The sequence below is a fragment of the Pseudomonas mangiferae genome, from assembly GCF_007109405.1.
GTDB classification, from domain to species: Bacteria; Pseudomonadota; Gammaproteobacteria; order Pseudomonadales; family Pseudomonadaceae; genus Pseudomonas_T; species Pseudomonas_T mangiferae.
Window position 1 is genome coordinate 12,700 of the sequence record NZ_VJOY01000007.1, and the last position, 20,325, is coordinate 33,024.

General features: G+C 67.3%; 22 protein-coding genes. 15 read left to right on the forward strand and 7 right to left on the reverse strand.

Going from position 1 to position 20,325, the window contains the following annotated elements; translation table 11 throughout:
* Nucleotides 1-117: 117 nt before the first annotated feature.
* Nucleotides 118-777: a ribosome biogenesis GTP-binding protein YihA/YsxC gene (gene yihA / locus FM069_RS10930; RefSeq protein ID WP_143488344.1), complete on the reverse strand. Its 660-nt coding sequence runs from the start codon at nucleotides 775-777 to the stop codon at nucleotides 118-120.
* Nucleotides 778-960: 183 nt separating this feature from the next.
* Between yihA and FM069_RS10935 the strand changes: the two genes are divergently transcribed.
* The 5 genes from FM069_RS10935 (at nucleotide 961) to FM069_RS10955 (ending at nucleotide 5,638) form a co-directional block, all read left to right on the forward strand.
* Entirely contained in the window at nucleotides 961-1,251 is a 291-nt protein-coding gene (locus FM069_RS10935; RefSeq protein ID WP_143488345.1) for a c-type cytochrome, read from the forward strand.
* 49 nt (nucleotides 1,252-1,300) lie between these two features.
* On the forward strand, nucleotides 1,301-1,963 hold the full coding sequence (locus FM069_RS10940) for a c-type cytochrome (protein ID WP_143488346.1): 663 nt from the start codon (nucleotides 1,301-1,303) through the stop codon (nucleotides 1,961-1,963).
* A gap of 155 nt (nucleotides 1,964-2,118) precedes the next feature.
* Nucleotides 2,119-2,748 carry a thiol:disulfide interchange protein DsbA/DsbL gene (locus tag FM069_RS10945; protein ID WP_143488347.1) on the forward strand — a complete coding sequence of 210 codons (630 nt, stop codon included), beginning with the start codon at nucleotides 2,119-2,121 and terminating at the stop codon, nucleotides 2,746-2,748.
* Nucleotides 2,749-2,758: 10 nt separating this feature from the next.
* Nucleotides 2,759-3,619 carry an endonuclease/exonuclease/phosphatase family protein gene (locus FM069_RS10950; RefSeq protein WP_178106718.1) on the forward strand — a complete coding sequence of 287 codons (861 nt, stop codon included), beginning with the start codon at nucleotides 2,759-2,761 and terminating at the stop codon, nucleotides 3,617-3,619.
* A gap of 39 nt (nucleotides 3,620-3,658) precedes the next feature.
* Nucleotides 3,659-5,638 (forward strand): GGDEF domain-containing protein, encoded by a 1,980-nt coding sequence (locus FM069_RS10955; RefSeq protein ID WP_143488348.1) that lies wholly within the window; start codon nucleotides 3,659-3,661, stop codon nucleotides 5,636-5,638.
* Nucleotides 5,639-5,684: 46 nt separating this feature from the next.
* On the opposite strand, the gene FM069_RS10960 is transcribed toward FM069_RS10955, so the two are convergent.
* Entirely contained in the window at nucleotides 5,685-7,103 is a 1,419-nt protein-coding gene (locus tag FM069_RS10960; protein ID WP_143488349.1) for a DASH family cryptochrome, read from the reverse strand.
* Between the two features lie 138 nt (nucleotides 7,104-7,241).
* Between FM069_RS10960 and FM069_RS10965 the strand changes: the two genes are divergently transcribed.
* Nucleotides 7,242-7,835: a MarC family protein gene (locus tag FM069_RS10965; RefSeq protein ID WP_143488350.1), complete on the forward strand. Its 594-nt coding sequence runs from the start codon at nucleotides 7,242-7,244 to the stop codon at nucleotides 7,833-7,835.
* Nucleotides 7,832-8,608 carry an N-acetylmuramoyl-L-alanine amidase gene (locus FM069_RS10970; RefSeq protein ID WP_143488351.1) on the forward strand — a complete coding sequence of 259 codons (777 nt, stop codon included), beginning with the start codon at nucleotides 7,832-7,834 and terminating at the stop codon, nucleotides 8,606-8,608. Before FM069_RS10965 ends, FM069_RS10970 begins: the two co-directional genes overlap by 4 nt.
* A gap of 27 nt (nucleotides 8,609-8,635) precedes the next feature.
* Here FM069_RS10970 and FM069_RS10975 read toward each other — a convergent pair whose 3' ends face one another.
* A complete protein-coding gene (locus FM069_RS10975; RefSeq protein ID WP_407681579.1) occupies nucleotides 8,636-10,411 on the reverse strand; it encodes a KinB sensor domain-containing domain in 1,776 nt (591 codons plus the stop codon).
* A 20-nt stretch (nucleotides 10,412-10,431) separates the two neighbouring features.
* Nucleotides 10,432-11,781, reverse strand: a complete 1,350-nt coding sequence (gene algB / locus FM069_RS10980; RefSeq protein WP_143488353.1) for a sigma-54-dependent response regulator transcription factor AlgB — start codon at nucleotides 11,779-11,781, stop codon at nucleotides 10,432-10,434.
* Between the two features lie 284 nt (nucleotides 11,782-12,065).
* On the opposite strand from algB, the gene FM069_RS10985 reads away from it, so the two are divergent.
* The 4 genes from FM069_RS10985 to FM069_RS11000 all read left to right on the forward strand — a co-directional run bounded on the left by FM069_RS10985 (nucleotide 12,066) and on the right by FM069_RS11000 (nucleotide 13,298).
* A complete protein-coding gene (locus tag FM069_RS10985) occupies nucleotides 12,066-12,497 on the forward strand; it encodes a PA2169 family four-helix-bundle protein (protein WP_143488354.1) in 432 nt (143 codons plus the stop codon).
* Nucleotides 12,498-12,619: 122 nt separating this feature from the next.
* A complete protein-coding gene (locus tag FM069_RS10990) occupies nucleotides 12,620-12,916 on the forward strand; it encodes a hypothetical protein (RefSeq protein WP_143488355.1) in 297 nt (98 codons plus the stop codon).
* Nucleotides 12,917-12,931: 15 nt separating this feature from the next.
* The gene (locus FM069_RS10995) at nucleotides 12,932-13,114 is read left to right on the forward strand and encodes a hypothetical protein (RefSeq protein ID WP_143488356.1); all 183 of its coding nucleotides are present in this window, start codon (nucleotides 12,932-12,934) and stop codon (nucleotides 13,112-13,114) included.
* Between the two features lie 22 nt (nucleotides 13,115-13,136).
* Complete coding sequence (locus FM069_RS11000) at nucleotides 13,137-13,298, forward strand: DUF1328 domain-containing protein (RefSeq protein ID WP_143488357.1); 162 nt, start codon at nucleotides 13,137-13,139, stop codon at nucleotides 13,296-13,298.
* Between the two features lie 628 nt (nucleotides 13,299-13,926).
* Here FM069_RS11000 and wrbA read toward each other — a convergent pair.
* Nucleotides 13,927-14,523 (reverse strand): NAD(P)H:quinone oxidoreductase, encoded by a 597-nt coding sequence (gene wrbA / locus FM069_RS11005; protein WP_143488358.1) that lies wholly within the window; start codon nucleotides 14,521-14,523, stop codon nucleotides 13,927-13,929.
* 216 nt (nucleotides 14,524-14,739) lie between these two features.
* On the opposite strand from wrbA, the gene FM069_RS11015 reads away from it, so the two are divergent.
* The gene (locus tag FM069_RS11015; RefSeq protein ID WP_143488359.1) at nucleotides 14,740-15,966 is read left to right on the forward strand and encodes a nucleoside recognition domain-containing protein; all 1,227 of its coding nucleotides are present in this window, start codon (nucleotides 14,740-14,742) and stop codon (nucleotides 15,964-15,966) included.
* Here the strand turns inward: FM069_RS11015 and FM069_RS11020 are convergent.
* Nucleotides 15,948-17,054: a DUF5924 family protein gene (locus FM069_RS11020; RefSeq protein WP_143488360.1), complete on the reverse strand. Its 1,107-nt coding sequence runs from the start codon at nucleotides 17,052-17,054 to the stop codon at nucleotides 15,948-15,950. The two genes, FM069_RS11015 and FM069_RS11020, sit on opposite strands and share 19 nt — an antisense overlap.
* Nucleotides 17,055-17,282: 228 nt before the next feature.
* Here FM069_RS11020 and FM069_RS11025 point away from each other — a divergent pair, with 228 nt between their 5' ends.
* From FM069_RS11025 to FM069_RS11035, 3 genes are all read left to right on the forward strand, one after another.
* On the forward strand, nucleotides 17,283-17,567 hold the full coding sequence (locus FM069_RS11025) for a hypothetical protein (protein WP_178106719.1): 285 nt from the start codon (nucleotides 17,283-17,285) through the stop codon (nucleotides 17,565-17,567).
* 466 nt (nucleotides 17,568-18,033) lie between these two features.
* Complete coding sequence (locus FM069_RS11030; protein ID WP_143488361.1) at nucleotides 18,034-18,447, forward strand: hypothetical protein; 414 nt, start codon at nucleotides 18,034-18,036, stop codon at nucleotides 18,445-18,447.
* Nucleotides 18,444-18,875 (forward strand): hypothetical protein, encoded by a 432-nt coding sequence (locus FM069_RS11035; protein ID WP_143488362.1) that lies wholly within the window; start codon nucleotides 18,444-18,446, stop codon nucleotides 18,873-18,875. The genes FM069_RS11030 and FM069_RS11035 overlap by 4 nt, the downstream gene beginning before the upstream one ends.
* A 24-nt stretch (nucleotides 18,876-18,899) precedes the next feature.
* Here FM069_RS11035 and FM069_RS11040 read toward each other — a convergent pair whose 3' ends face one another.
* Nucleotides 18,900-20,297 (reverse strand): M16 family metallopeptidase, encoded by a 1,398-nt coding sequence (locus FM069_RS11040; RefSeq protein WP_143488363.1) that lies wholly within the window; start codon nucleotides 20,295-20,297, stop codon nucleotides 18,900-18,902.
* Nucleotides 20,298-20,325 lie beyond the last annotated feature (28 nt).

The window sequence follows — 20,325 nt, forward strand, 5'->3', positions numbered from 1 at the left end:
TAGTGTTGGCAGATATCTGAACCCCGCCCTAGCGGTTCAGTCTTGAACCCCGAACTTCCCCCTCCCCATACGAAGCTCGGGGTTTTTTTTGCCCGCGAAAAAGTCGCGGGCATTTCTTCAGTGATCGGCCTCAGGGGCCTCGTCCTCTTCCTCGTCCGCCTCCAGCAGCCCCAGCCAGCCGGCGAGTACGGCGTGGGCCTCTTCGATGCCCTGGCGCTTGGGCGCGGAAAACAGCTGGATGCCGACGGACTCGCCCCAGGTGGTCTGGATGTCTCGGCGCACCTTCAGCAGCGCGTTCTTCGCCGCGCCGAAGGCCAGCTTGTCGGCCTTGGTCAGCAGGATGTGCAGCGGCATGTCGCTGCTGCTGGACCAGTCCAGCATCAGCCGGTCGAAGTCGGTGAGGGGATGACGGATGTCCATCAGCAGGATCAGCCCCGACAGGCTGCGGCGGCTGCTCAGGTAGGCTTCCAGGTGGTGCTGCCAGTGCTGCTTGAGGGGGATCGGCACCTTGGCGTAGCCGTAGCCGGGCAGGTCCACCAGGCGGCGGTCCTCGTCCAGTTCGAAGAAATTCAGCAGCTGGGTGCGCCCCGGGGTCTTGGAGGTGCGCGCCAGGCTGGCGTGAGTCAGGGTGTTCAGGGCGCTGGACTTGCCGGCATTGGAACGGCCGGCGAAGGCGACCTCGAGGCCCTCGTCCGGCGGGCACTGGTCCACCTTGGCGGCACTGATGAGGAAGCGGGCCTGCTGGCACAGGCCGAGGATCGGATTCTTGCTTGACATGAAGGGGTGTCCAACGGGTGCGACTCGGTGTCGCAGAGGGCGGTTTCGTTTCCGTTTATGCGTCGCCAGTATATAATGCCGCAGATTTAGTGTGCGCTTTATGCTCAGGATCGGGTGTCACACGGGAGCGGCTGGCAGCCTGCGCGACAGACGCGGCTCGCGCTTTTCCCGCCAAGGTCGATCATGAAAAGAATGCTGTTCGCGGCGGGTTGCGCGGCGCTGGCGTTCGGCGTGGAGGCGGCGCAGGACCCCGAAGCAGTCTTCGAGCGGGCCTGTGGTGTCTGTCACGACGGGCAGCTGCCGACGGCGCCGAAGAAGGGCGACCAGGCCGCCTGGGCCGCGCGGATGGACAAGGGGATCGATACCCTGGTGCTGAGCGTGACCAACGGCGTCGCCGCGATGCCACCGCGTGGAATGTGCACGGATTGCACGGCCGAGGACTACCAAGCAGTCATCCGCTGGATGGCGAAATAAGGTGCCCGGTACTAACTCTATTCACCCTTAGCCGTAGTTGGATTAGCTGATGAACAAACTACTCGTGAGTCTGCTGTTGAGCCTGGGCGTCTCCGGTCTGGGCGTCGCCGGCTCGGCGAATGCCGCGGACGGCGCCATCGTCGGCGATGCCGCCGCCGGTCAAGCCAAGGCGGCCGTCTGCGGCGCCTGCCATGGTCCCGACGGCAACAGCCCGGCCCCCAATTTCCCGAAACTCGCCGGCCAGGGTCAGCGCTACCTGCTCAAGCAGCTGAAGGACATCAAGGTCGGCACCGCCCCCACCGCCAAGCCGGGCGAAGGCCGCAAGGTCCTCGAGATGACCGGCCTGCTGGACAACCTCAGCGACCAGGACCTGGCCGATATCGTCGCCTACTTCTCCAGCCAGCACATGGGCATCGGCGCGGCCGACCCGAACCTGGTGAAGCGTGGCGAGGCCCTGTTCCGCGGCGGCAAGCTGGAAGACGGCATGCCCGCCTGCACCGGTTGCCATTCCCCCAGCGGCGTGGGCAACGCCCCGGCTGGTTTCCCGCGCCTGAGCGGTCAGCACGCCACCTACGTGGCCAAGCAACTGACCGACTTCCGCGAAGGCAACCGCGTCAACGACGGCGACAGCATGATCATGCGCAGCATCGCCGCCAAGCTGAGCAACAAGGACATCGAAGCAGTGTCCAGCTACATCCAGGGCCTGCACTGAGGCCCGCCCGCGCCGACGCGCGGCTTTGCACGAAAGGGTGGCTTCGGCCACCCTTTTTCATTGGCGCGGCCGCTACAATGAGCGGAACCCGATCACCCCGCGCCGGTCGAAGCCTCGCCGTCCGCGGTGCCCTTTTCCCGTTCGAGGAGTGAAACATGCGTAACCTGATCTTCGCCGCTGCGCTCGCCACCGCCAGCCTGTTCGGCGCCACCGCCCAGGCGGAGCCCATCGAGGCCGGCAAGCAGTACGTGGAGCTCAAGAACCCGGTGCCGGTGGCCCAGCCCGGCAAGATCGAAGTGGTCGAGCTGTTCTGGTACGGCTGCCCCCATTGCTACGAATTCGAACCGACCCTCAACCCCTGGGTCGAGAAACTCCCCGACGACGTCCATTTCGTCCGCGTGCCGGCCATGTTCGGCGGCCCCTGGGACGTGCATGGCCAGACCTACATCACCCTCGACCTGATGCGTGTCGAGTCGAAAGTGCACAAGGCCATCTTCGACGCCATGCACGAGCGCAAGCAGCCGCTCAACACCCCCGAGCAGATCGCCGATTTCCTCGCGCCCCTGGGCGTGGACAAGGATGCGTTCCTCAAGACCTACGAGTCCTTCGCCGTGAAGGGTCAGGTGGAGAAGGCCCGCAGCCTGGCCAAGGCCTACCAGATCACCGGCGTGCCCACGATGGTGGTGAACGGTAAGTACCGCTTCGACCTGGGCTCGGCCGGTGGCCCGGAAGGCGCGCTGGATGTGGCCAACCAGTTGATCGAGAAAGAGCGCGCGGCGCGCTGAGACGCACGCCATGCTGCGCCGGGCGGGCAGTGTACGGGTGGCGGGCCTGCGCGATGCGCAGGTCAACCCCCACTGTGACGCGCAGAGCGGCCTGCCGCTCGACGGCCGCCTGCGGCTGCTCAGCTTCAACATCCAGGTCGGGATCAGCACCGGCCGCTACCACCACTACCTGACCAAGGGCTGGCAGCACCTGCTGCCCCATGCCGGCCGTGCGCTGAACCTGCAGCGCATCGGCGCCCTGCTGGGTGACTTCGACCTGGTGGCCCTGCAGGAAGCGGACGGCGGCAGCCTGCGCTCCGGCTTCGTCAACCAGGTCGAGCACCTCGCCCGCCTGGGCAACTTCCCCTACTGGTACCAACAGCTCAACCGCAACCTGGGCCGCATCGCCCAGCACAGCAACGGCCTGCTGAGCCGCCTGCAACCCGCTGCCCTGGAAGACCACCCGTTGCCCGGCCCCGCCGGCCGCGGCGCCATCCTCATGCGCTTCGGCGAAGGTGAGGACGCCCTGGTGGTGGTGATGATGCACCTGGCCCTGGGGTCCAAGGTGCGCACCCGCCAGTTGGCCTACATCCGCGAGCTGATCGGCGGCTACCGCCACCAGGTGCTGATGGGCGACATGAATACCCACGCCGTGGACCTGCTGGAGAACTCGCCGTTGCGGGACCTCGGCCTGCTGGCGCCCCAGGTGGAGGCCACCTTCCCCAGCTGGCGGCCGAAGCGCTGCCTCGACCACATTCTGCTCAGTGCCGGCCTCGGCCTGGAGCGTGTGGAAGTGCTGAGCCAGCCGATTTCCGACCACCTGCCGGTGGCCGTGGACATCCGCCTGCCGGAAGCGCTGAATGGGCGGCAGCTCCCTATCCGGGTGGAGTGATTCACCCCTCCCTCGTTCTTCCGTTTTTGGATCCCCGCCATGAGCGACGACGCCCAGCGCTGGAAAGAAAAATACCTGACGAGCCTTGAGGAGCAGGAGAAGCTCGAGCGCCGGTGGGAGTCGCGTTTCGACCTGCTCAAGCGTGGCCTGGTGCGCAGCTCCCTGGCGGCGGAAGGCAGCGACAAGGCCGTGGACCAGTGCATGCAGGAGCTGCGGGAGATCATCCGCGGCGACAAGCTGGACGCCGGCCTGTCCGGGCTGATCCCGCGGCTGGAGAAGGCCGTGCTGGATTCCGAGGAACGCCGCCGGCAACGGGCCGAGCAGAGCGTCGTCGCCCTGAACGGCCTGGCCGGCCAATTGCTCAAGCTCGACCTGCCCCGGGAGGTGCGCAAGCCCCTCAAGCAGTTCGCCAAGAGCGTCGACGACCGCGCTGGCCATGTCCGCGAGCTGCCGCTGCTGCTGAGCGAGTTGAACGACCTGCAGCACAAGGCGCTGGAAGTGCTGGAAAGCGGCGAGGCGGAGCGGCCCGGGCTGCTGCAGCGGCTGTTCGGCGGCCGCGACAGCGGCAGTGACGCCCCCGAGGATGCACCGCCTGCCGCGGTGTCCGCCGAACCCGGGCAGGTCGCGCCCGCAAGTGCCGTGGAGCCGCTTTCCGAACCCATCGCCGCCCCGGTGCCTGTACCCGCCGCCACCCTGTCTGCCGCACCGGCCGAGACAGCCCGGACGGATACCCCCGAGGCGCCGGTCGCGGCGCTGGACGCCGTGCCGGAGGCGCCCCTGGCCGCGCTCACGGTGGCGGGGGAAGGGCACGCACCGGTGCCGCCGTTGATCGCACCGCAGCTGGAGGAACGTCTGGCGGCAGCCGCGGCGCGCGGCGCGCGGCCCCTGTCCCTGGACAGCCTGCCCATGGCCGCCGCGGTGTTCACCGGCCAGTCCGATCCGGCCTATGCCCTGCCGGCGTTGCCGGAGCCGGGCTACAGCGCTGTGGCGCCCCACGTCGCCAACAGCCTGCTGCACCTGCTGGACGAGCTGGAGCTGCCGCCGCGCCACCAGCCCCAGGGTGACGCCCTGCGCGATCGCCTGCAGGGCGGGCTGAACTGGTACGAGCTGGTGCCGGTGCTGGACGACCTGGCGGTGCTGGTGCTGGCGGTCACCGACAGCGACCAGGACGAGTTCGCCGGCTACCTCAAGCAGCTCAACCAGCGCCTCGTGCAGTTCCTCGGCACTCTCTCCGCGGCCCACGAGGGCTACGCCGACTCCCTGCGCAACGCCCGCGCCCTGGACGTGGAACTGCGCGAGCAGGTGGGCGACCTGCAGCACAGCGTGCAGGACGCGCTCGACCTGGAGATCCTCAAGCGTGCCGTGGAGCAGCGCCTGGACGGCCTGCTGACCACCGTCAACGAGTACCAGCGCCGGCGCGACCAGCACGAGCAGGAAGTCACCGGGCGCCTGCAGGACATGGTCCAACGCATGACGACCATGGAGCAGGAAGCCAAGGATTTCCGCGAGCATCTGGACGAGCAGCGGCAGAAGGCACTCTCCGACCCCCTCACCGGGTTGCCCAACCGCGCCGCCTGGAGCGAGCGCCTGGAGCTGGAAGTCGCGCGTTGGCAGCGCTACGGCGGCGACCTGCTGCTGGTGGTGATGGACATCGACTACTTCAAGCGGATCAACGACAACTATGGCCACCTGGCCGGCGACAAGGTGCTGAAGATCGTCGCTGGCGAGCTGGCCAAGCGGACCCGCAAGACCGACTTCATCGCCCGTTTCGGCGGCGAGGAGTTCGTCCTGCTGGTCCCCGGCACGCCGTCCGAGGGCGGGGCGCAGATGGTGGAAATGCTGCGCCAGGCCATCGCCGCCTGCCCGTTCCACTTCAAGGGCGAGCCGGTGACCATCACCCTGTCCGCCGGGCTGTCGGCCTTCGCCCCCGGCGATACCCCCGAAGCGGTGTTCGAGCGGGCCGACCAGGCCCTCTACCGCGCCAAGCGCGGCGGACGCGACCGGCTGGAGCTGGGCTGATCCTCACCCGCCCGCGTTCGCGGCGGATGGCCGGGCGCCGCGTGCCTCAGGCCGCTTCGCTGAGGTAGGGCTGCCAGGCTTCGGGGATGCGTTCCAGCCGGGGGTAGCCCATGGCATCCAGCTGCAGGGCCGAGAGCTGGAACGGCGAGTGCCGCAGCGCCGCCGGCAGGGCGCGCAGTTCCGGCAGCCACAGACTGACGTAGGCGGCGTCCGGGTCGAAACGACGGGCCTGGCGCAGGGCGTTGAAGCCCTGGCGTCGGCGCGGGTCGGCGGCCACCCCGGCGAGGAACGCCCAGTTGCCCCAGTTGCTGGCCTCCTCATGGTCGATCAGGTGCTCGGCGAACCAGGCGGCGCCGTGCCGCCAGTCCTGCTGCAGGTCGATCACCAGGTAGCTGGCCGCCACCTGGCGGGCCCGGGCGGTGAGGTAGCCGGTGGCCGACAGCTCGCGCATGCAGGCGTCCACCAAGGGCATCCCGGTGCGGCCCTGGCACCAGCGCACGTAGCGTTCGTCCAGGTTACGCGGCGCCCGCGCGGTGGCCTTCACCCCGGCCGGCTGGAACAGCGCGTTACCGTGGCGGCGCAGCGTCCAGCGGAAGAATTCGCGCCACAGCAGGGCGCTCCAGAAGCCCTGGGTGGCCTCGCTGCGGCCGTACTGGGACTCGTAGCGGCGCAGGTCCGCCGCGACCCGCCGCGGTGACAGGCAGCCGTGGGCCAGCCATGGGGAAAGCTTGGAGGAGGTCTCGGCACTGACGTGTTCCTGACTCACCAGGTAGTCCTGCACCCCCTGGCCCTGCCACAGGTAGTCCCGCAGGCGCGCCTGGGCCGCCGCCTCGCCGCCGGCGAAGGGGAAGCCGCTGTTGGGGATCATCACGGGTTCGCCGAGGCCCAACTGGGCCAGCACCGGCAGCGGCTGCAGCCAGGCCTCGCTGCCCTCGGGCAGGGCCGGCAGGCGATCCGGAGCCGGCTCCGGCTGGAACACCTGCACCCGCTGTTCCAGGGCCGCGCGAAAGTGGCTGAACACCACCGGCACCCGGTGCGGCAGCCAGGGCAATTCCTCGGCCCGCAGCAGGCCGTTGTCGTCCAGGCACTGCAGCGGCACGCCGCCCAGGGCGCGCTGCACGGCGGCGACCCGCTCGCGCTGGTCCGGCACGATCTCTTCTAGGGTCACCACGCCGGTGAGGCCCAGCCGCGCCACCAGTTCGGGAATCAGCCGCTCGGCCTGGCCGTGCAGCACCAGCAGGTTGGAGCCGCGCCGGCGCAGCTCCACGTCCAGCGCCTGCAGGCTCTCCAGCAGGAAGCCGGCGCGGTGCACGCCCAGGGCGCGGGTGCCGAAGGCGGTCACCTGCAGCCAGGCGGGGTCCAGGATGAACACCGGGAGCACCCGGTCGGCCTCCAGCGCGGCGCGCACGGCGGGGTGATCGTCGAGTCGCAGGTCCTGTTTGAACCACAGCAGCAGGCGACGCATGGCGGTTTCCTCGCATCAGGGTCTTCTTATGGCAGTCACCATAGCGCGGGGTTCGCCGGCTGCCGAAGGATTTATACGGCGCGCGTTTCGCCGCCGTGCCCGGTAGACTGGGCGGATTTTCGCTCCGGAGCGGTTCCCATGGACATCCTCGGCATCGCGGTGCTGATCTTTCTGGTCACCGACCCGTTCGGCAACATCGCCATCTTCCTCGCCGCGCTCAAGGGCGTCGCTCCGGAGCGGCGCCTGAAGGTGGCGCTGCGGGAGCTGCTGTTCGCCCTGGTCCTGCTGCTGCTGTTCCTCACCTTCGGCGAGAAGATCCTCAGCGCCCTCGGGCTGTCCCGGGAAGCCATCGCCATCGCCGGCGGGATCATCCTGTTCATCATCGCCCTGCGGCTGATCTTCCCCACGCCCCAGGGGGTGCTGGGGGACCTGCCCGACGGCGAGCCGATGCTGGTGCCCCTGGCCACCCCGGCGGTGGCCGGGCCCTCGGCCCTGGCGGTGCTGATGACCCTGCGCAACACCCATCAGGGGCATCTCTGGGAGCTCTACCTGGCGGTGCTGCTGGCCTGGGCGGGGACCGCGCTGATCCTGCTGCAGGCGGCCTTCCTGCAGCGCTTCCTCGGCCCCCGCGGGCTGATCGCCATCGAGCGGCTGACCGGCATGCTGCTGATCATGCTGAGTATCGATATGCTGCTGGACAACCTGCAAAGCGTGCTGCACATCGCCCCATGAAGACCTTGCTGCTCAGCCTGACGCTGGTCCTGCTCGCCGGATGCGCCCGCGGACCGCAGATCGACACCCGCTTCGTCTCGGCCAACCAGGACAGCCGCGTGCAGTACATCGTGCTGCACTACACCTCCACCGACTTCCTGCATTCCCTGGCGCTGCTGACCCACGGCGAGGTCAGCGCCCACTACCTGATCGACGAAGACCCCGCCACGGTCTACCAGCTGGTGGACGAGAACCGCCGCGCCTGGCACGCCGGCGAGAGCCAGTGGCAGGGCCGCACCTGGCTGAACGCCAGCAGCATCGGTATCGAACTGGTCAACCGGGGCTACGACGACACCCCGGACGGGCGGGTCTGGTACCCCTTCTCCGATGCCCAGATCGACGCCCTCATCGGTTTGCTCAAGGACCTGATGAAGCGCCACGGGCTGCGGCCCGGCAGCATCATCGGCCACATGGACATCGCGCCCCAGCGCAAGGTGGACCCCGGTCCGCTGTTCCCCTGGAAGCGCCTGGGCGAGGCCGGCCTGATCCCCTGGCCGAATGCCGGCGAGGTGGCGCGCAAGCAGGTGCTGCTGGCCGCCCAGCTGCCCAACGTGCTGTGGTTCCAGCACCAGCTGTCGAGCCAGGGCTACGCGGTGCCGGAGAACGGGGTGCTGGATCAGGCCACCCGCAACGTGCTGGCGGCGTTCCAGATGAAGTACCGCCCGGCCCGCTACGACGGCGAGCCGGATGCCCAGACGGCGGCGTTGCTGCTGGTGCTGAACACCGCCCGCTGACGCACCGGCCAGGGACGCGCCGCGGCCCTAGAGCGGCAGCGCCAGGTAGAACTGGGCGCCCTGGCCGGGCCGCGAATAGACGCCGATGCGCCCGCCGTGGAGCTGCACGATCTCCTTGCACAGGGCCAGGCCGAGGCCGGCGCCGCCTTTCTTCTGGCTGACCTGCACGAACGGTTCGAAGATGCGCGCCTGCTGGCTGGTGGCGATGCCGTCGCCGTTGTCCTCGACGCTCATGATCACCCGGTCGCCGTGGCGGCGCGCCTGCAGGCGGATGGTGCCGCCGTCGGGGGTGTGGCGCAGGGCGTTGCCCAGCAGGTTGTCGAAGACCCGCTCGATCTGCGCCCGGTCCAGGTTCACCCGCGGCAGCGGCTGGTGCAGGTCCATCTCGATGGCGATGTCGCGCTGGGCGGCGCGCTCGACGAAGCGCGTGCGAATCGCCTGCAGCAGGTCGTCCAGGGCGCAGGGTGCCCGCTCCAGGGACTGCAGCCCGTTCTGGAAGCGGGAGAAGTTCAGCAGATCGGTGATCAGCCCTACGAGGCGCTGCATCTCGGTGTCCACGGTGCCGACCAGGTCGGCTTCGCGGGTCTCCGGAGGGAAGTCCAGGCGTTCCCGGAGCAGGCCGAAGGCCATCTGCATGCCGGTGATGGGGGTCCGCAGTTCGTGGGAAGCCCGCAGCATGAATTCGTTGCGCACCCGCTCGAAGGCGCGCTGCTCGGTGACGTCCCGCAGCACCATCACCGCCCCCAGGGGCCGGCTTTCCCCCAGGCTCACCGGGGTCAGTTGCCAGCTCAGCAGGCGGGTCTCGCCCTGGGCGTCGATCATCAGGTCCGGCGGCGCGTCGTCGAGGAGCTCTCCGGCCAGCACCCGGCGGGTCAGGGCGTCCAACTCGGGGTGGTCGAGGGCGATGCCCAGGGACTGGCCGAGCAGGGCGTCGCGCCAGTCCAGTTGGCGCTGCGCAACCGGGTTTGCGTGTTCCACGTGGCCCTGGCGGTCGAGGATCAGCAGGCCGTCGTCGATGCTGTCGAGCACCGCCTGCAGGCGCTGCTGCTCGGCTTTCAGGCGCTCCACGTCCACCGCCTTGAGTTCCCGCAGGGACTCCGCCATGAAGCCGAAGCGCCGGCTCAGGGCTTCTAGTTCGCGAACCGGCGAATGGGGCAGTTGCACTTGCAGGTTGCCCTGGCCGATCTGGTCGGCGGCCTTGGCCAGGGCCTCGATGGGCCCGCCGAAGCGCCGGGCGATGCCGTGGGCGGTGGCGAAGCCGATCAGCAGCACGGCCACTCCCATCACCCCCAGCAGGCTGGCGATCATGAAAGCGCGGTCTTGGTCGCGGTCTTCCGCTGCAGTGACGTTCTCCAGCGCCCAATGGTGCATGTCCAGCATGCTGTGGCGCAGGGTATTGAAGGTCTGGCTGAAGTCGTTGTCGTCCCGTAGCGACCAGCGGCTGGTGCCAGGTTGTTCGAGGGCGGCCATGAAGGCGTCGTATTGCTGGCCGATCTGCTCGTAACGGGCCTGGGTCTGTGGGTCTCGGGCACTGGCGATGCCTTCTTGCAGGACCTCACGGAATTTCGCCTGAGAGTGTTGCAACGTGTCCTGCTGCACGGATTCGCCCAGCAGATTGGCCAACTGGTCGCCCAGGTGCTGGCGCAACTGCTGGTTGAGCTCGATGGTGGCGAAATTGTCGCGGATCAGCCGCTCCTGGGAGCGGTTCATCTGCATCACGCTGATCAGGCCCAGCAGCAGGCCGATCAGCGCCACGGTGATCAGGGCCGAGATGCTCAGGAACAGACGCGTGCGCAGAGTCATCGGCCGCGCGAATGCAGGCTTCATAGTCCGTACTGCTTGCGTTTCCTATAAAGCGTCGACGCGTCGATCCCGAGGGTTCGGGCGGCTTCGTCGAGGGTCTCGCTGGTGGCGATGACGGCGGCGATGTGGGCTTTCTCCAGCTCCTCCAGGCTCAGGGAGGCGCCGATCCGCGGGGTGTTGCTCTCGGTGGGCGCGCCGCCCAGGCCCAGGTGGCTGACGTCCACCCGTTCCTGCGGGCAGATGATGCTGGCCCGCTCGATGACGTTGCGCAGCTCGCGCACATTGCCCGGCCATCGATAGCCCAGCAGCGCGTTGCGGGCCTCGTCGGCGAAGCCGCGGGCCGGGCGGGCGTAATCCTTGACGAAGCGGGCGAGGAAGCGCTCGGCCAGCTCGATGACGTCTTCCGGGCGCTCCCGCAGGGGCGGCAGCTTGAGGGTGATGACGTTGAGGCGGTAGAGCAGGTCCTCGCGGAATTTGCCGGCGCGGACCATTTCTTCCAGGTTCAGGTTGGTGGCGGCGAGGATGCGCACGTCGGCGCGACGGGTCACCGGGTCGCCGACCCGCTCGTACTCCTTGTCCTGGATGAAGCGCAGCAGCTTGGGCTGCAGCGCCAGGGGGAAGTCGCCGATCTCGTCGAGGAACAGGGTGCCGCCATCCGCCTGACTGACCCGGCCGAGAGTGCTCTCGGAGGCGCCGGTGAAGGCGCCGCGGGTGTGGCCGAACAGCTCGCTTTCCATCAGCTCGGCGGACAGCGACGGGCAGTTGATGGTGACGAAGGCCTTCTTGGCCCGCTTGCTCCAGCCGTGGATGGCCCGGGACAGCTCGCCCTTGCCGGTGCCGGACTCGCCGAGGATCAGGATGTTGGCATCGGTGGCGGCCACCTGCCGGGCGGTTTCCAGCACCGCCATCATCGCCGGGCTGTGGGAATCCATGCCCTCGCCGGGCTTGCGCACCTCGCCTTCCAGGGCCTCCAGGCGCGCCGTCAGCTGGCGCACCTCCAGCTGCTTGGCGGCGGCCAGGCGCAGCTGGTCGGGGCTGCAGGGCTTGACCAGGTAGTCCGCCGCGCCGGCCTGCATGGCGTCCACCGCGGTGTCGATGGCGGAATGGGCGGTGACGATCACCACCCGCATCCAGGGCGCCTGCACCCGCATCTGCGCCAGCACGTCCAGGCCGTTCTCCTCACCCAGGCGCAGGTCCAGGAAACACAGGTCGAACACCTGGCGTTGCAGCAGCGCTTCGGCCTGGGCCGAGCTGCCGGCGGTGGCGACGGTATAGCCCTCGTCTTCCAGGCAATAGCGGAAGGTACGGAGGATGGCGGACTCGTCATCGACCAGAAGGATACGCCCCTGGTTTTCGGTGGCGGATTGCATGGATTCGGATGCTCCGTGATGGGTGCCGTGTCGCTTAGTCAAGGGATTATCGTGCAAGTTGCATGGTTGTTTCGCGGTGATCTTGCAGGGTGCATGTGCTGGCACTTGCTGGACATAACGTAAGTTATTGTTATTAAAAGAAAATAAAATTTATGAAAGTCTGGCACAGCGCTTGCGATAAGGGTTTCAACGGCCGGCGAAAGCCGTCCCAGAAGGCTTCCGACCTCGGCTTCATGAGATCACCGCCTTCCACTCGATCCGCTTCAACCCTCAAGGAGAACGCCATGTCCAGTGCAACGTCGAAACTCAACGAACTGATCGAAATCACCCGCGACGGCCAGCGCTTTTACCAGCACGCCATCGAGGAAGTGAAGAACCCGCAGCTGCAGAGCCTGTTCCGCGACATGGCTCAAGCCAAAACCCAGGTCATTCAGGCCCTGGCCGTGAAAGTTGCCGCCAACCATGACCAGCCCGCCAACGGCGGCACCTTCATGGGCAAGCTGCGCGAAGTCTATGCCGACACCCGCGCCAGCATGAGCAAGGACGAAGACGCTGCCTATGTGGCCCAGCTGGAAGAAGCCGAGGACCGCATCCTGCACGCCTTCGAAGATGCCCTGGAAGATGCCGATCCGGACGTCCGTGCCCTGCTGGTTGCCGAACTGCCGAAAGTGCGCGCCTGCCATGACCGCATGCGCAGCCTGAAGCACTCCCAGTGATTTCACGGCCGGGGCATGGACGCCCCGCTCAGGCCGAAGGGTTTTCTAACGTGATCCGCCCATTTTCTTTTTCTTCGATGCTTCAACGATTCATCCGCGCCGATGCGCCAAGGAGTCCGACCATGCAGCGCCACGCCTTCCCGCGTAACGCCTTTGCCAGCCGACTGGGACAGGTCCTGCTGGCAGTTGCGACGGTCGTGGTCCTGCTGTTCGTCGAGCACCTGCTCAATACCCGTATCAATGCCCTGCAGCCGATGCGCCCAGCCCTGCCGGCCAAGGTCGTCGATGCCGGCCATGCCACGTTGCGCGCGCCTGCGCCTCTGGCCCGGTATGCCTCCCAGGCCGCCTTCGAGGCGGGCTCGGTCCGGGCCGCTGCGCTACGGACCCATGCGGGCGACGCGCCCCTGTGGGTCTTTTGACCGAGGAGAGACGCCATGACCTATCTCGCGTTTCTCGCTCTGTGTGCCGGCTTCGTCCTGTTGCTGTCGGTGATCAGTGCCTTGGCCGTGGGCCAGGCGCTGCATCACAGCCGCTCGCTGGACGCGCAAATCGAACCGAACCCGGCAGACGCCAAGCCGTCTGAATTCCAGTCACCACGACCGATGCATCACGCATAAAAACTGCATAAGGAGACACACCATGTTGAGTTGGGCTCTGACATTCCTGGTAATCGCCATCGTGGCGGGCGTCCTTGGCTTTGGCGGCATCGCCGGTACCGCTGCAGGTATCGCCAAGATCCTGTTCGTCCTGTTCCTGGTCCTGTTCGTGCTGTCCTTCATCTTCGGACGCCGACGCGGCTAGCGGACCCCGATTCCCCGCCTGAACGCATGCGTTCGCCGGGGATCGACACCAGCCCCATCGCGTCGACGCGTGCCGTGGAGCCCGTCGATAACGAGAAACCCGATGCCCTTTCACGTGTCGGTTGCGGGACCCCGAACCCGGCTGGATTCGTCCGCCGGGTGAGGATACGGATCATGACGTCCCGTTCCCAACGGGACGTGGCAGGCTCGGCCGCTGGCCGATCCGCCTTCTTCTTCGACGAGCGCTTGTGCCGTGTGGCGTCAGGCGTTTTCCGAACGAGGCCCCGGACGGGGCCGCGGCCAGGGGGCCGGGTTGCCTTGGATGAAACAGGTCCGAGGCGACCTAGGGGTACAGGGAGTGCCTCCGCGAATGCGGGCCAGGTCAGGCGTACTGCACCGGGGCGCGGGTAAACCCGCCCCCGGGGAGCAGCTCACACGCTTCCTTCGTATTTCTCTTTCTTCCTTGAAGACTCGACCAGCCCTCGCCGGGGCATGGGCACTTGGCGATTGGGTTCCGCTCCGTTCGACTCCGTGTTCCCGCGTGCGGCGGCGCCTGAGTGGTTCGCTTCCGGCCCCCATCGGCTTCGACTTGCGGACGCGACCGGTAGCCCGGCCGCACCCGCGACGGGTCAGGTGAAGCGGGTCGCCAGCTTGGCCACGTGGGCGCCCTGGTAGCGGGCCAGGGACAGCTCCTTGGCACTGGGCTGACGCGAGCCGTCGGCCGCGGCGATAGTGGCTGCGCCATAGGGCGTGCCGCCGCGCATCTCGCTGATGTCGGTCAGCTCCGGGGCGGTGTAAGGCAGGCCGACGATGAGCATCCCGTGGTGGGCCAGGGTGTGCCAGAACGAGGTGATGGTGGTCTCGCTGCCGCCCCCGGTGCCGGTGCTGGTGAACACGCTGCCCAGCTTGCCCACCAGCTTGCCTTGGCTCCACAACCCGCCGGTCTGGTCGAGGAAGGTGCGCATCTGCCCGGTCATGTTGCCGAAGCGGGTCGGGCTGCCGAACAAGATGGCGTCGTAGTCGCCCAGTTCCTGGGGCGAGGCCAGCGGGGCGGCCTGGTCCAGCTTGGCCCCGGCCTTGCGGGCGACATCCTCCGCCATGGTCTCCGGTACCCGCTTGAGGCTCACCTCGACGCCCGGGACGCTGCGCGCGCCTTCGGCCACCGCCTCGGCCATGCGTTCGATGTGGCCATACATGGAGTAATACAGCACCAGAATCTTTTTCATCGCTCTCTCCTGTCGGGACGGCGACCGGGACGGATGCCCGGTCCAACCGGGGCGAGGCGCCCGCAGGCGACCCGTACGTTCGGCCGTGCCGGCCCGGCAAAAGTTCGTCCGCCGCCAACCGCCCTGCCGGGGCGCCTCCCGCCGCCGGGCCCTCCGCCTGGCACGCCGCCGGGGGCGCCGCTATCATCCCCGGCCTCTGCTCGCGAGGGACCTTTCATGCTCAATGGCTTGTGGCTCGGCTTCTTCGCCGTGGCGGCGGTGGCCGCCCTGACCCGCTGGATCGGCGGCGACCCCGGCGTATGGGCGGCCATGGTGGAAAGCCTGTTCGCCATGGCCAAGCTCTCGGTGGAGGTGATGGTGCTGCTGTTCGGCACCCTGACCCTGTGGCTGGGCTTTCTGCGCATCGCCGAGCGGGCCGGCATCGTCGATGTCCTCGCCCGGCTGCTGGGGCCGCTGTTCTCGCGGTTGATGCCGGAGGTGCCGCCGGGCCATCCGGCCCTGGGGCTGATCACCCTGAACTTCGCCGCCAACGGCCTGGGCCTGGACAACGCCGCCACGCCCATCGGCCTGAAGGCGATGAAGGCCCTGCAGAGCCTCAACCCCAGCGCTGAAACCGCCAGCAACGCGCAGATCCTGTTCCTGGTGCTCAACGCTTCCTCCCTGACCCTGCTGCCGGTATCGATCTTCATGTACCGGGCGCAGCAGGGCGCCCACGACCCGACCCTGGTGTTCCTGCCGATCCTGCTGGCCACCAGCGCCTCCACCCTGGTGGGCCTGCTGGCGGTGGCGGTGATGCAGCGCCTGCGCCTGTGGGACCCGAGGGTACTGGCCTACCTGGTGCCCGGCGCGCTGCTGCTGGCCGGCTTCATGGCGCTGCTGGCGGGGTTGTCCGCCACCGCCCTGGCGGCGCTGTCCTCGTTGCTGGGCAACCTGGTGCTGTTCGGCCTGATCCTGCTGTTCCTGCTGGTCGGCGCGCTGAAGAAGGTGCCGGTCTACGAAAGCTTCGTCGAGGGCGCCCGGGAAGGCTTCGACGTGGCCAAGAACCTGCTGCCGTACCTGGTGGCGATGCTCTGCGCGGTGGGTGTGCTGCGGGCTTCCGGCGCCCTGGACATCGGCCTGGACGGCATCCGCTGGCTGGTGGACCTGCTGGGCTGGGACAGCCGCTTCGTCGATGCCCTGCCCACCGCCCTGGTCAAGCCGCTCTCCGGCAGCGCGGCCCGGGCGATGCTGATCGAGACCATGCAGAGCCATGGTGTCGACAGCTTCCCGGCGCTGGTGGCCGCCACCGTGCAGGGCAGCACCGAGACCACCTTCTACGTGCTGGCGGTGTACTTCGGCGCGGTGGGCATCCAGCGCGGGCGCCACGCCGTGGGGTGCGCCCTGCTGGCCGACCTCGCCGGCGTGCTGGCGTCCATCGCGGTGTGCTACTGGTTCTTCGGCTGAACCAGGGACGAGGTGCTGGCCGGCGTGTCCGGTGCCTCGTTTGCGGCGGCCTCGTGGGGGCCGCTGACGTGGAAGCGCAGGGTGCCGATCATCTGCCCGGCCTCGGTCAGCACCTTCACCTGCCAGCGCCCCTCGGCGTCCTCCGGGAAATTCTGCTTGCGCGTCCAGGCGCGGTAGCCTTCCTTGCGTCCGCCGTGGATGTCCAGGGCGATCCGGTCGATGCGCTCGCCGTTGTGCAGCCACTCGTGGTAGATGCGCTCGTTGAGGCCGCGGGGCGCGGAGATCGCCGTGTAGGCGTACAGGCCGCCGGCCCGCAGCTGGGCGATGTTGACGTCCCCCAGGCTGTCGGCAGGCGCGCGGTTGCTGCCGTCCAGCTGGGTGGTGATAGCCACGTCGGTCAGCCAGAGGGTCGCCGGCGGCACCCAGACCCGCGCCAGCCAGCCGCCCAGGCCCAGCACCAGGGTCAGGCCGATCAAGGCCGCCCCGCGCCAGCGCGCCACCGGGATCACGCTGTAGAGGCTGGCGAAGGACAGCAGCACCGCGATACCCAGGGCCAGCGGGTAGCTCTGGGCGGTGCTCAGGTGGAGGATGATTGGCAGCGCGGTGAGCAGCGCGGCGAACAGCGTCAGAGTATGGAACCCCAGGTACAGCCAGCGCCGGCTCGCCAGGCGCTGGTGGTACAGCGGGTCGATCACCGAGACCAGCGCCGCCACCGCCAGCAGGCCGGTGAACAGCGCCTGGCCGCTGTTCCAGCTGGTGGTCACCAGGAAGAACGGCAGCACGAAGAACAGGGTTTCCTGGTGGATCAGCTGGGTGGCGAAGCGCAGCAGCGGTGGCGGCAGCTCCCAGCCGCAGAGCCGCGCCACCAGCCGCCGCACCACCCCCTCCAGCAGCAGCCACAGCCAGCTCACCAGCATGATCGCCGCCACCAGCACCGCCAGCCGGGCGCCCCGGTCCACCAGGAAGAAGCTGCCCACCCCGGAGACGAAACCATAGAGGGCGATCAGCCGGGGGTAGCGCGCCAGCAGCGCGAACAGCTTGAGGATGCGGGTTTTCCAGAGGGTCACGGTGGCGGCGGATGGGGTCATGGCAGGGCTGCGCAGGATACTCGTTCGGCACGTTTCCTTCTGACCGGCGCCGGCCCGAATCGCCGCGCCCGGCAGACGAAAGGTCACCCCCACGATGTGGGGCGCCCAGCGATGTGAGGTACGTCGCCATTCCGGATGCGTGGCCTGGCTTAGGCTGAGGGACCCAAGGGGGGTCTTTGTAACTCCATACCTGATTCCGAAAACTGGGGCGTCGTTCAAGTGGGGCACATGAAAACTTTCTTCTGTCTGCTCGGCATGCTGCTGATTGCTCTTGGGATCACCGCTTTCTGGGCGCGCCACCCGAATTTATTGCCAGCACCGCCAGCGACCTTCGTCCTTTGGCTCGGTGAACGTTATGGCGCCGAAAACGGTGAGCAGGTGGCCGATCTGGAATTGCTGTTGATGTTCGGCCTGTCCTTGGGCTTAGTGTGGATACTGGCGCTGAGCTTGTGCAGGCTGATGAGCAGGTGGAAATCGCGGTGGAAACCATTCGAGCTATGTTTCCCTATTTAGAGGGGTGCTTACTTAATCAGCAGGGAGCTATACATGTGGGTTTTTACTGAAATTGCGAATTGGTGGGAGGAGAACCGCAGGAGCGCGAATCTTTCCCTGGAAGACTATGTAGAAAGATATCCCAATCAATTTGCAATCATGGTGGCGACTGCTGCCCATACATCGATGGCCGTCGGTTCTGGCGTCGTTGATGTGCTCAGGCTGGGTGACGGGGTGAGCGAAGGGAGCTGGAAAAGGGGTCGCAAGCGATGGTTTGAGAGTGCTCAGCGTGGCGGGACCGCTGGGAAAGAGCGTTCAATTGGTAAGAGAGGCCCAACACACTCGACTGGCGAGATTGATAGCTGACCCAGGCGGGCCTTGTTGTGGATGGGTGGCTTCTACGAAAGCCCTGGTCCAAACGGGTAATCGCGTAAACGGTAGGCTCTTGGCCTCAGTGGACGACTTGGCTAAGGCTCTAGGAATACCCATGCATCAAGCCGGCCCGCTTACCCTCGAGGGCATAGCTGCCAATCTGCGAGCGCTGGGGGCCGATGTAGGCTTGGTGAAGAAGGTGGAGCACATGGACGATATTGCCCGCAGTCTGCCGCGAGATGGGAGTGTGGCCATCGTTGGCATACTGGGTGATTTCCAAGGGCAAAGGGTGGGGCATGCCGTTTATGTGTTCAAGGATTTGTCAGGGTCTACGCGCGTGATGGATCGTACAGGGGTCTATAAATCGCTTTCAGACCTCAACCTGATTTATGGCGTGAAACAGTTCAGCCCATTCGCTTATGTCCACGTGAAAAACGTGTTTGGAAAGGTAATGGTGCCTGGTGGAACTGCTGTATTGGCCATGGAAGTTTTGGGCGTGATTGCAACGCAGCAAGGAGCAACTCGATGATCCCGCTTCAGCAACGGACAAGGGCCTTCATTCAAGCGCGCTATCACATTCAGGCACGGATCGTCAGTCCGCTGGAGTTTGCGGCGGATGGCGGCCTGACCCGTCTGGAAGTGGAAGTCTTGAAGAACTATCGGGGCAACGATTTCGCAGTAGGCGATGTGGTTGCGTTCACTCTCAAATTTGTAACGCTTAAAAGAGAAGAAATAATATTAGGCGGTCAGTTCGTATGCGTTGAAGATTTGGTGCCTGGCCGACTTCTTGAAGTATGCCTTGATGGAAATGAAGAACCCTATGACGTGCCACTGGATTTATGTATCTCCATCCAGTCGGTTACCGAAGTCCCTTCTTTCGATTTCAAGGTTCCTGATGTGCCAGCGGTAGAGAACCCCAAAAGGGGACGTTTACTCGGCTGGCTGAAGCGGTCTTAGTTCGACGCTAGGTGCTCTCGCAATCTAGCGCCGACGCCCGCGGCGCAACACGAGCAGCAGCGCGAGGAGTGCCGGCAGCGCCAGGGCCAGGCCGGCGCCCAGCCAGTAGAGGCTGGCGAAGCCCAGCAGCGGTTTCTCGATGCGCAGGTAGCCGGGCTGTTCCAGCAGGTGCCGCAGGGCCTGGTCGGCCTGGTCCAGGCTCACCGCCCGCAGGCGCGCGGCGTCGTCGCCGAAGCGGCCGTCCTGGTAGTCGCCCAGGGCGTACCAGTAGTGGTCGGCGAGGTCGCTGTCGCCCTGCAGCGCCCAGGCCTGGCGGGCCACCGCGGCGCCCTGCAGGCGGGCGAAGGTGTCCGGGTCGAGGCCGTCGTGGCGCAGTTCCTCGATCAGTTCCCGGAGCACCCGCTCGGTGCGCGCGACGTCGCTACGCTCGACGTCGGCGTTGAGGCTGAGGAAGCTTTCCTCGCCGTAGGCGCGCCGCTCACTCCAGGGCCCGTAGGAGAGCCCCTGCTCGATGCGCAGGCGGCGGTACAGCGACCACTCCAGGTAGTCCCGCAGCAGTTCCCAGGTCTCGTTGTCGGCGCCGTCCAGGGCCGGCTCGCGGAAGATCCAGTGGAGCTTGGCGCCTTCGCCGAACAGGCCCTGGCTCAGGGTGCGGCGCGGGGCGGCCGGCTGGCGGATCGAGGTAAGCGGCCGGCGCTCCATCTGCGGGCCTTCGGCGAGGGCGCCGAAGCGCCGCTCGATGTAGGCCGGCAGGTCGCGGTCCAGGTCGCCGACCACGATCAAGGTCATGTTGTTGGGCACGTACCAGTCGTGGCGCAGGGCTTCCAGGCGCTGGCGGGTCAACCCGGCCACCTGGGGCCGTTCGGCGCAGGCCAGGCCCAACTCCACGGCAAGCTGCTGGTGGGCCTCGCGGCCGATCAGGTCCTGGCGGTCGAGCCAGCGCTCCAGGTGCGAGTAGTTGCCGCCGCTCTCGCGCTGGACGATGCGCTTGGCCTCGGCGATGCCGGCGTCACTCAGGCGGGTGTCCGCCAGTACGTCCAGCAGCAGGTCGAGGGCGGCGCGCTGGCGGGCGGCGGGCGCTTCCACCAGGTAGGCGGTGTCGCCGTCGCCGGTGAAGGCGTTCCATTCGCCGCCCAGGGCCTGCATGCGTGCCTCCAGGGCGGCTTCGCCACCGGCGTCCAGCCCGCCGAAGAACAGGTGCTCCAGCAGGTGCGGCAGTTCCTGGTCGACGCAGGCGAAGTCGTCGAAGCCCACCCCGACCACCAGGCGGATCGACACGTGGCCGCGCTCGGCGGTGGGCTTGAGCAGCACCTGCAGGCCGTTCTCCAGCAGGTAGCCTTCGGCCTGGAGGCGGTCCTCGGCGTGCAGCGGAAGAGACAGCAGGAGGGTGAGGCCGAGCAGGCGGGTGAGCAGGTAACGCATGGGTGCAAGCGGTGACGGCGGGGAGGCG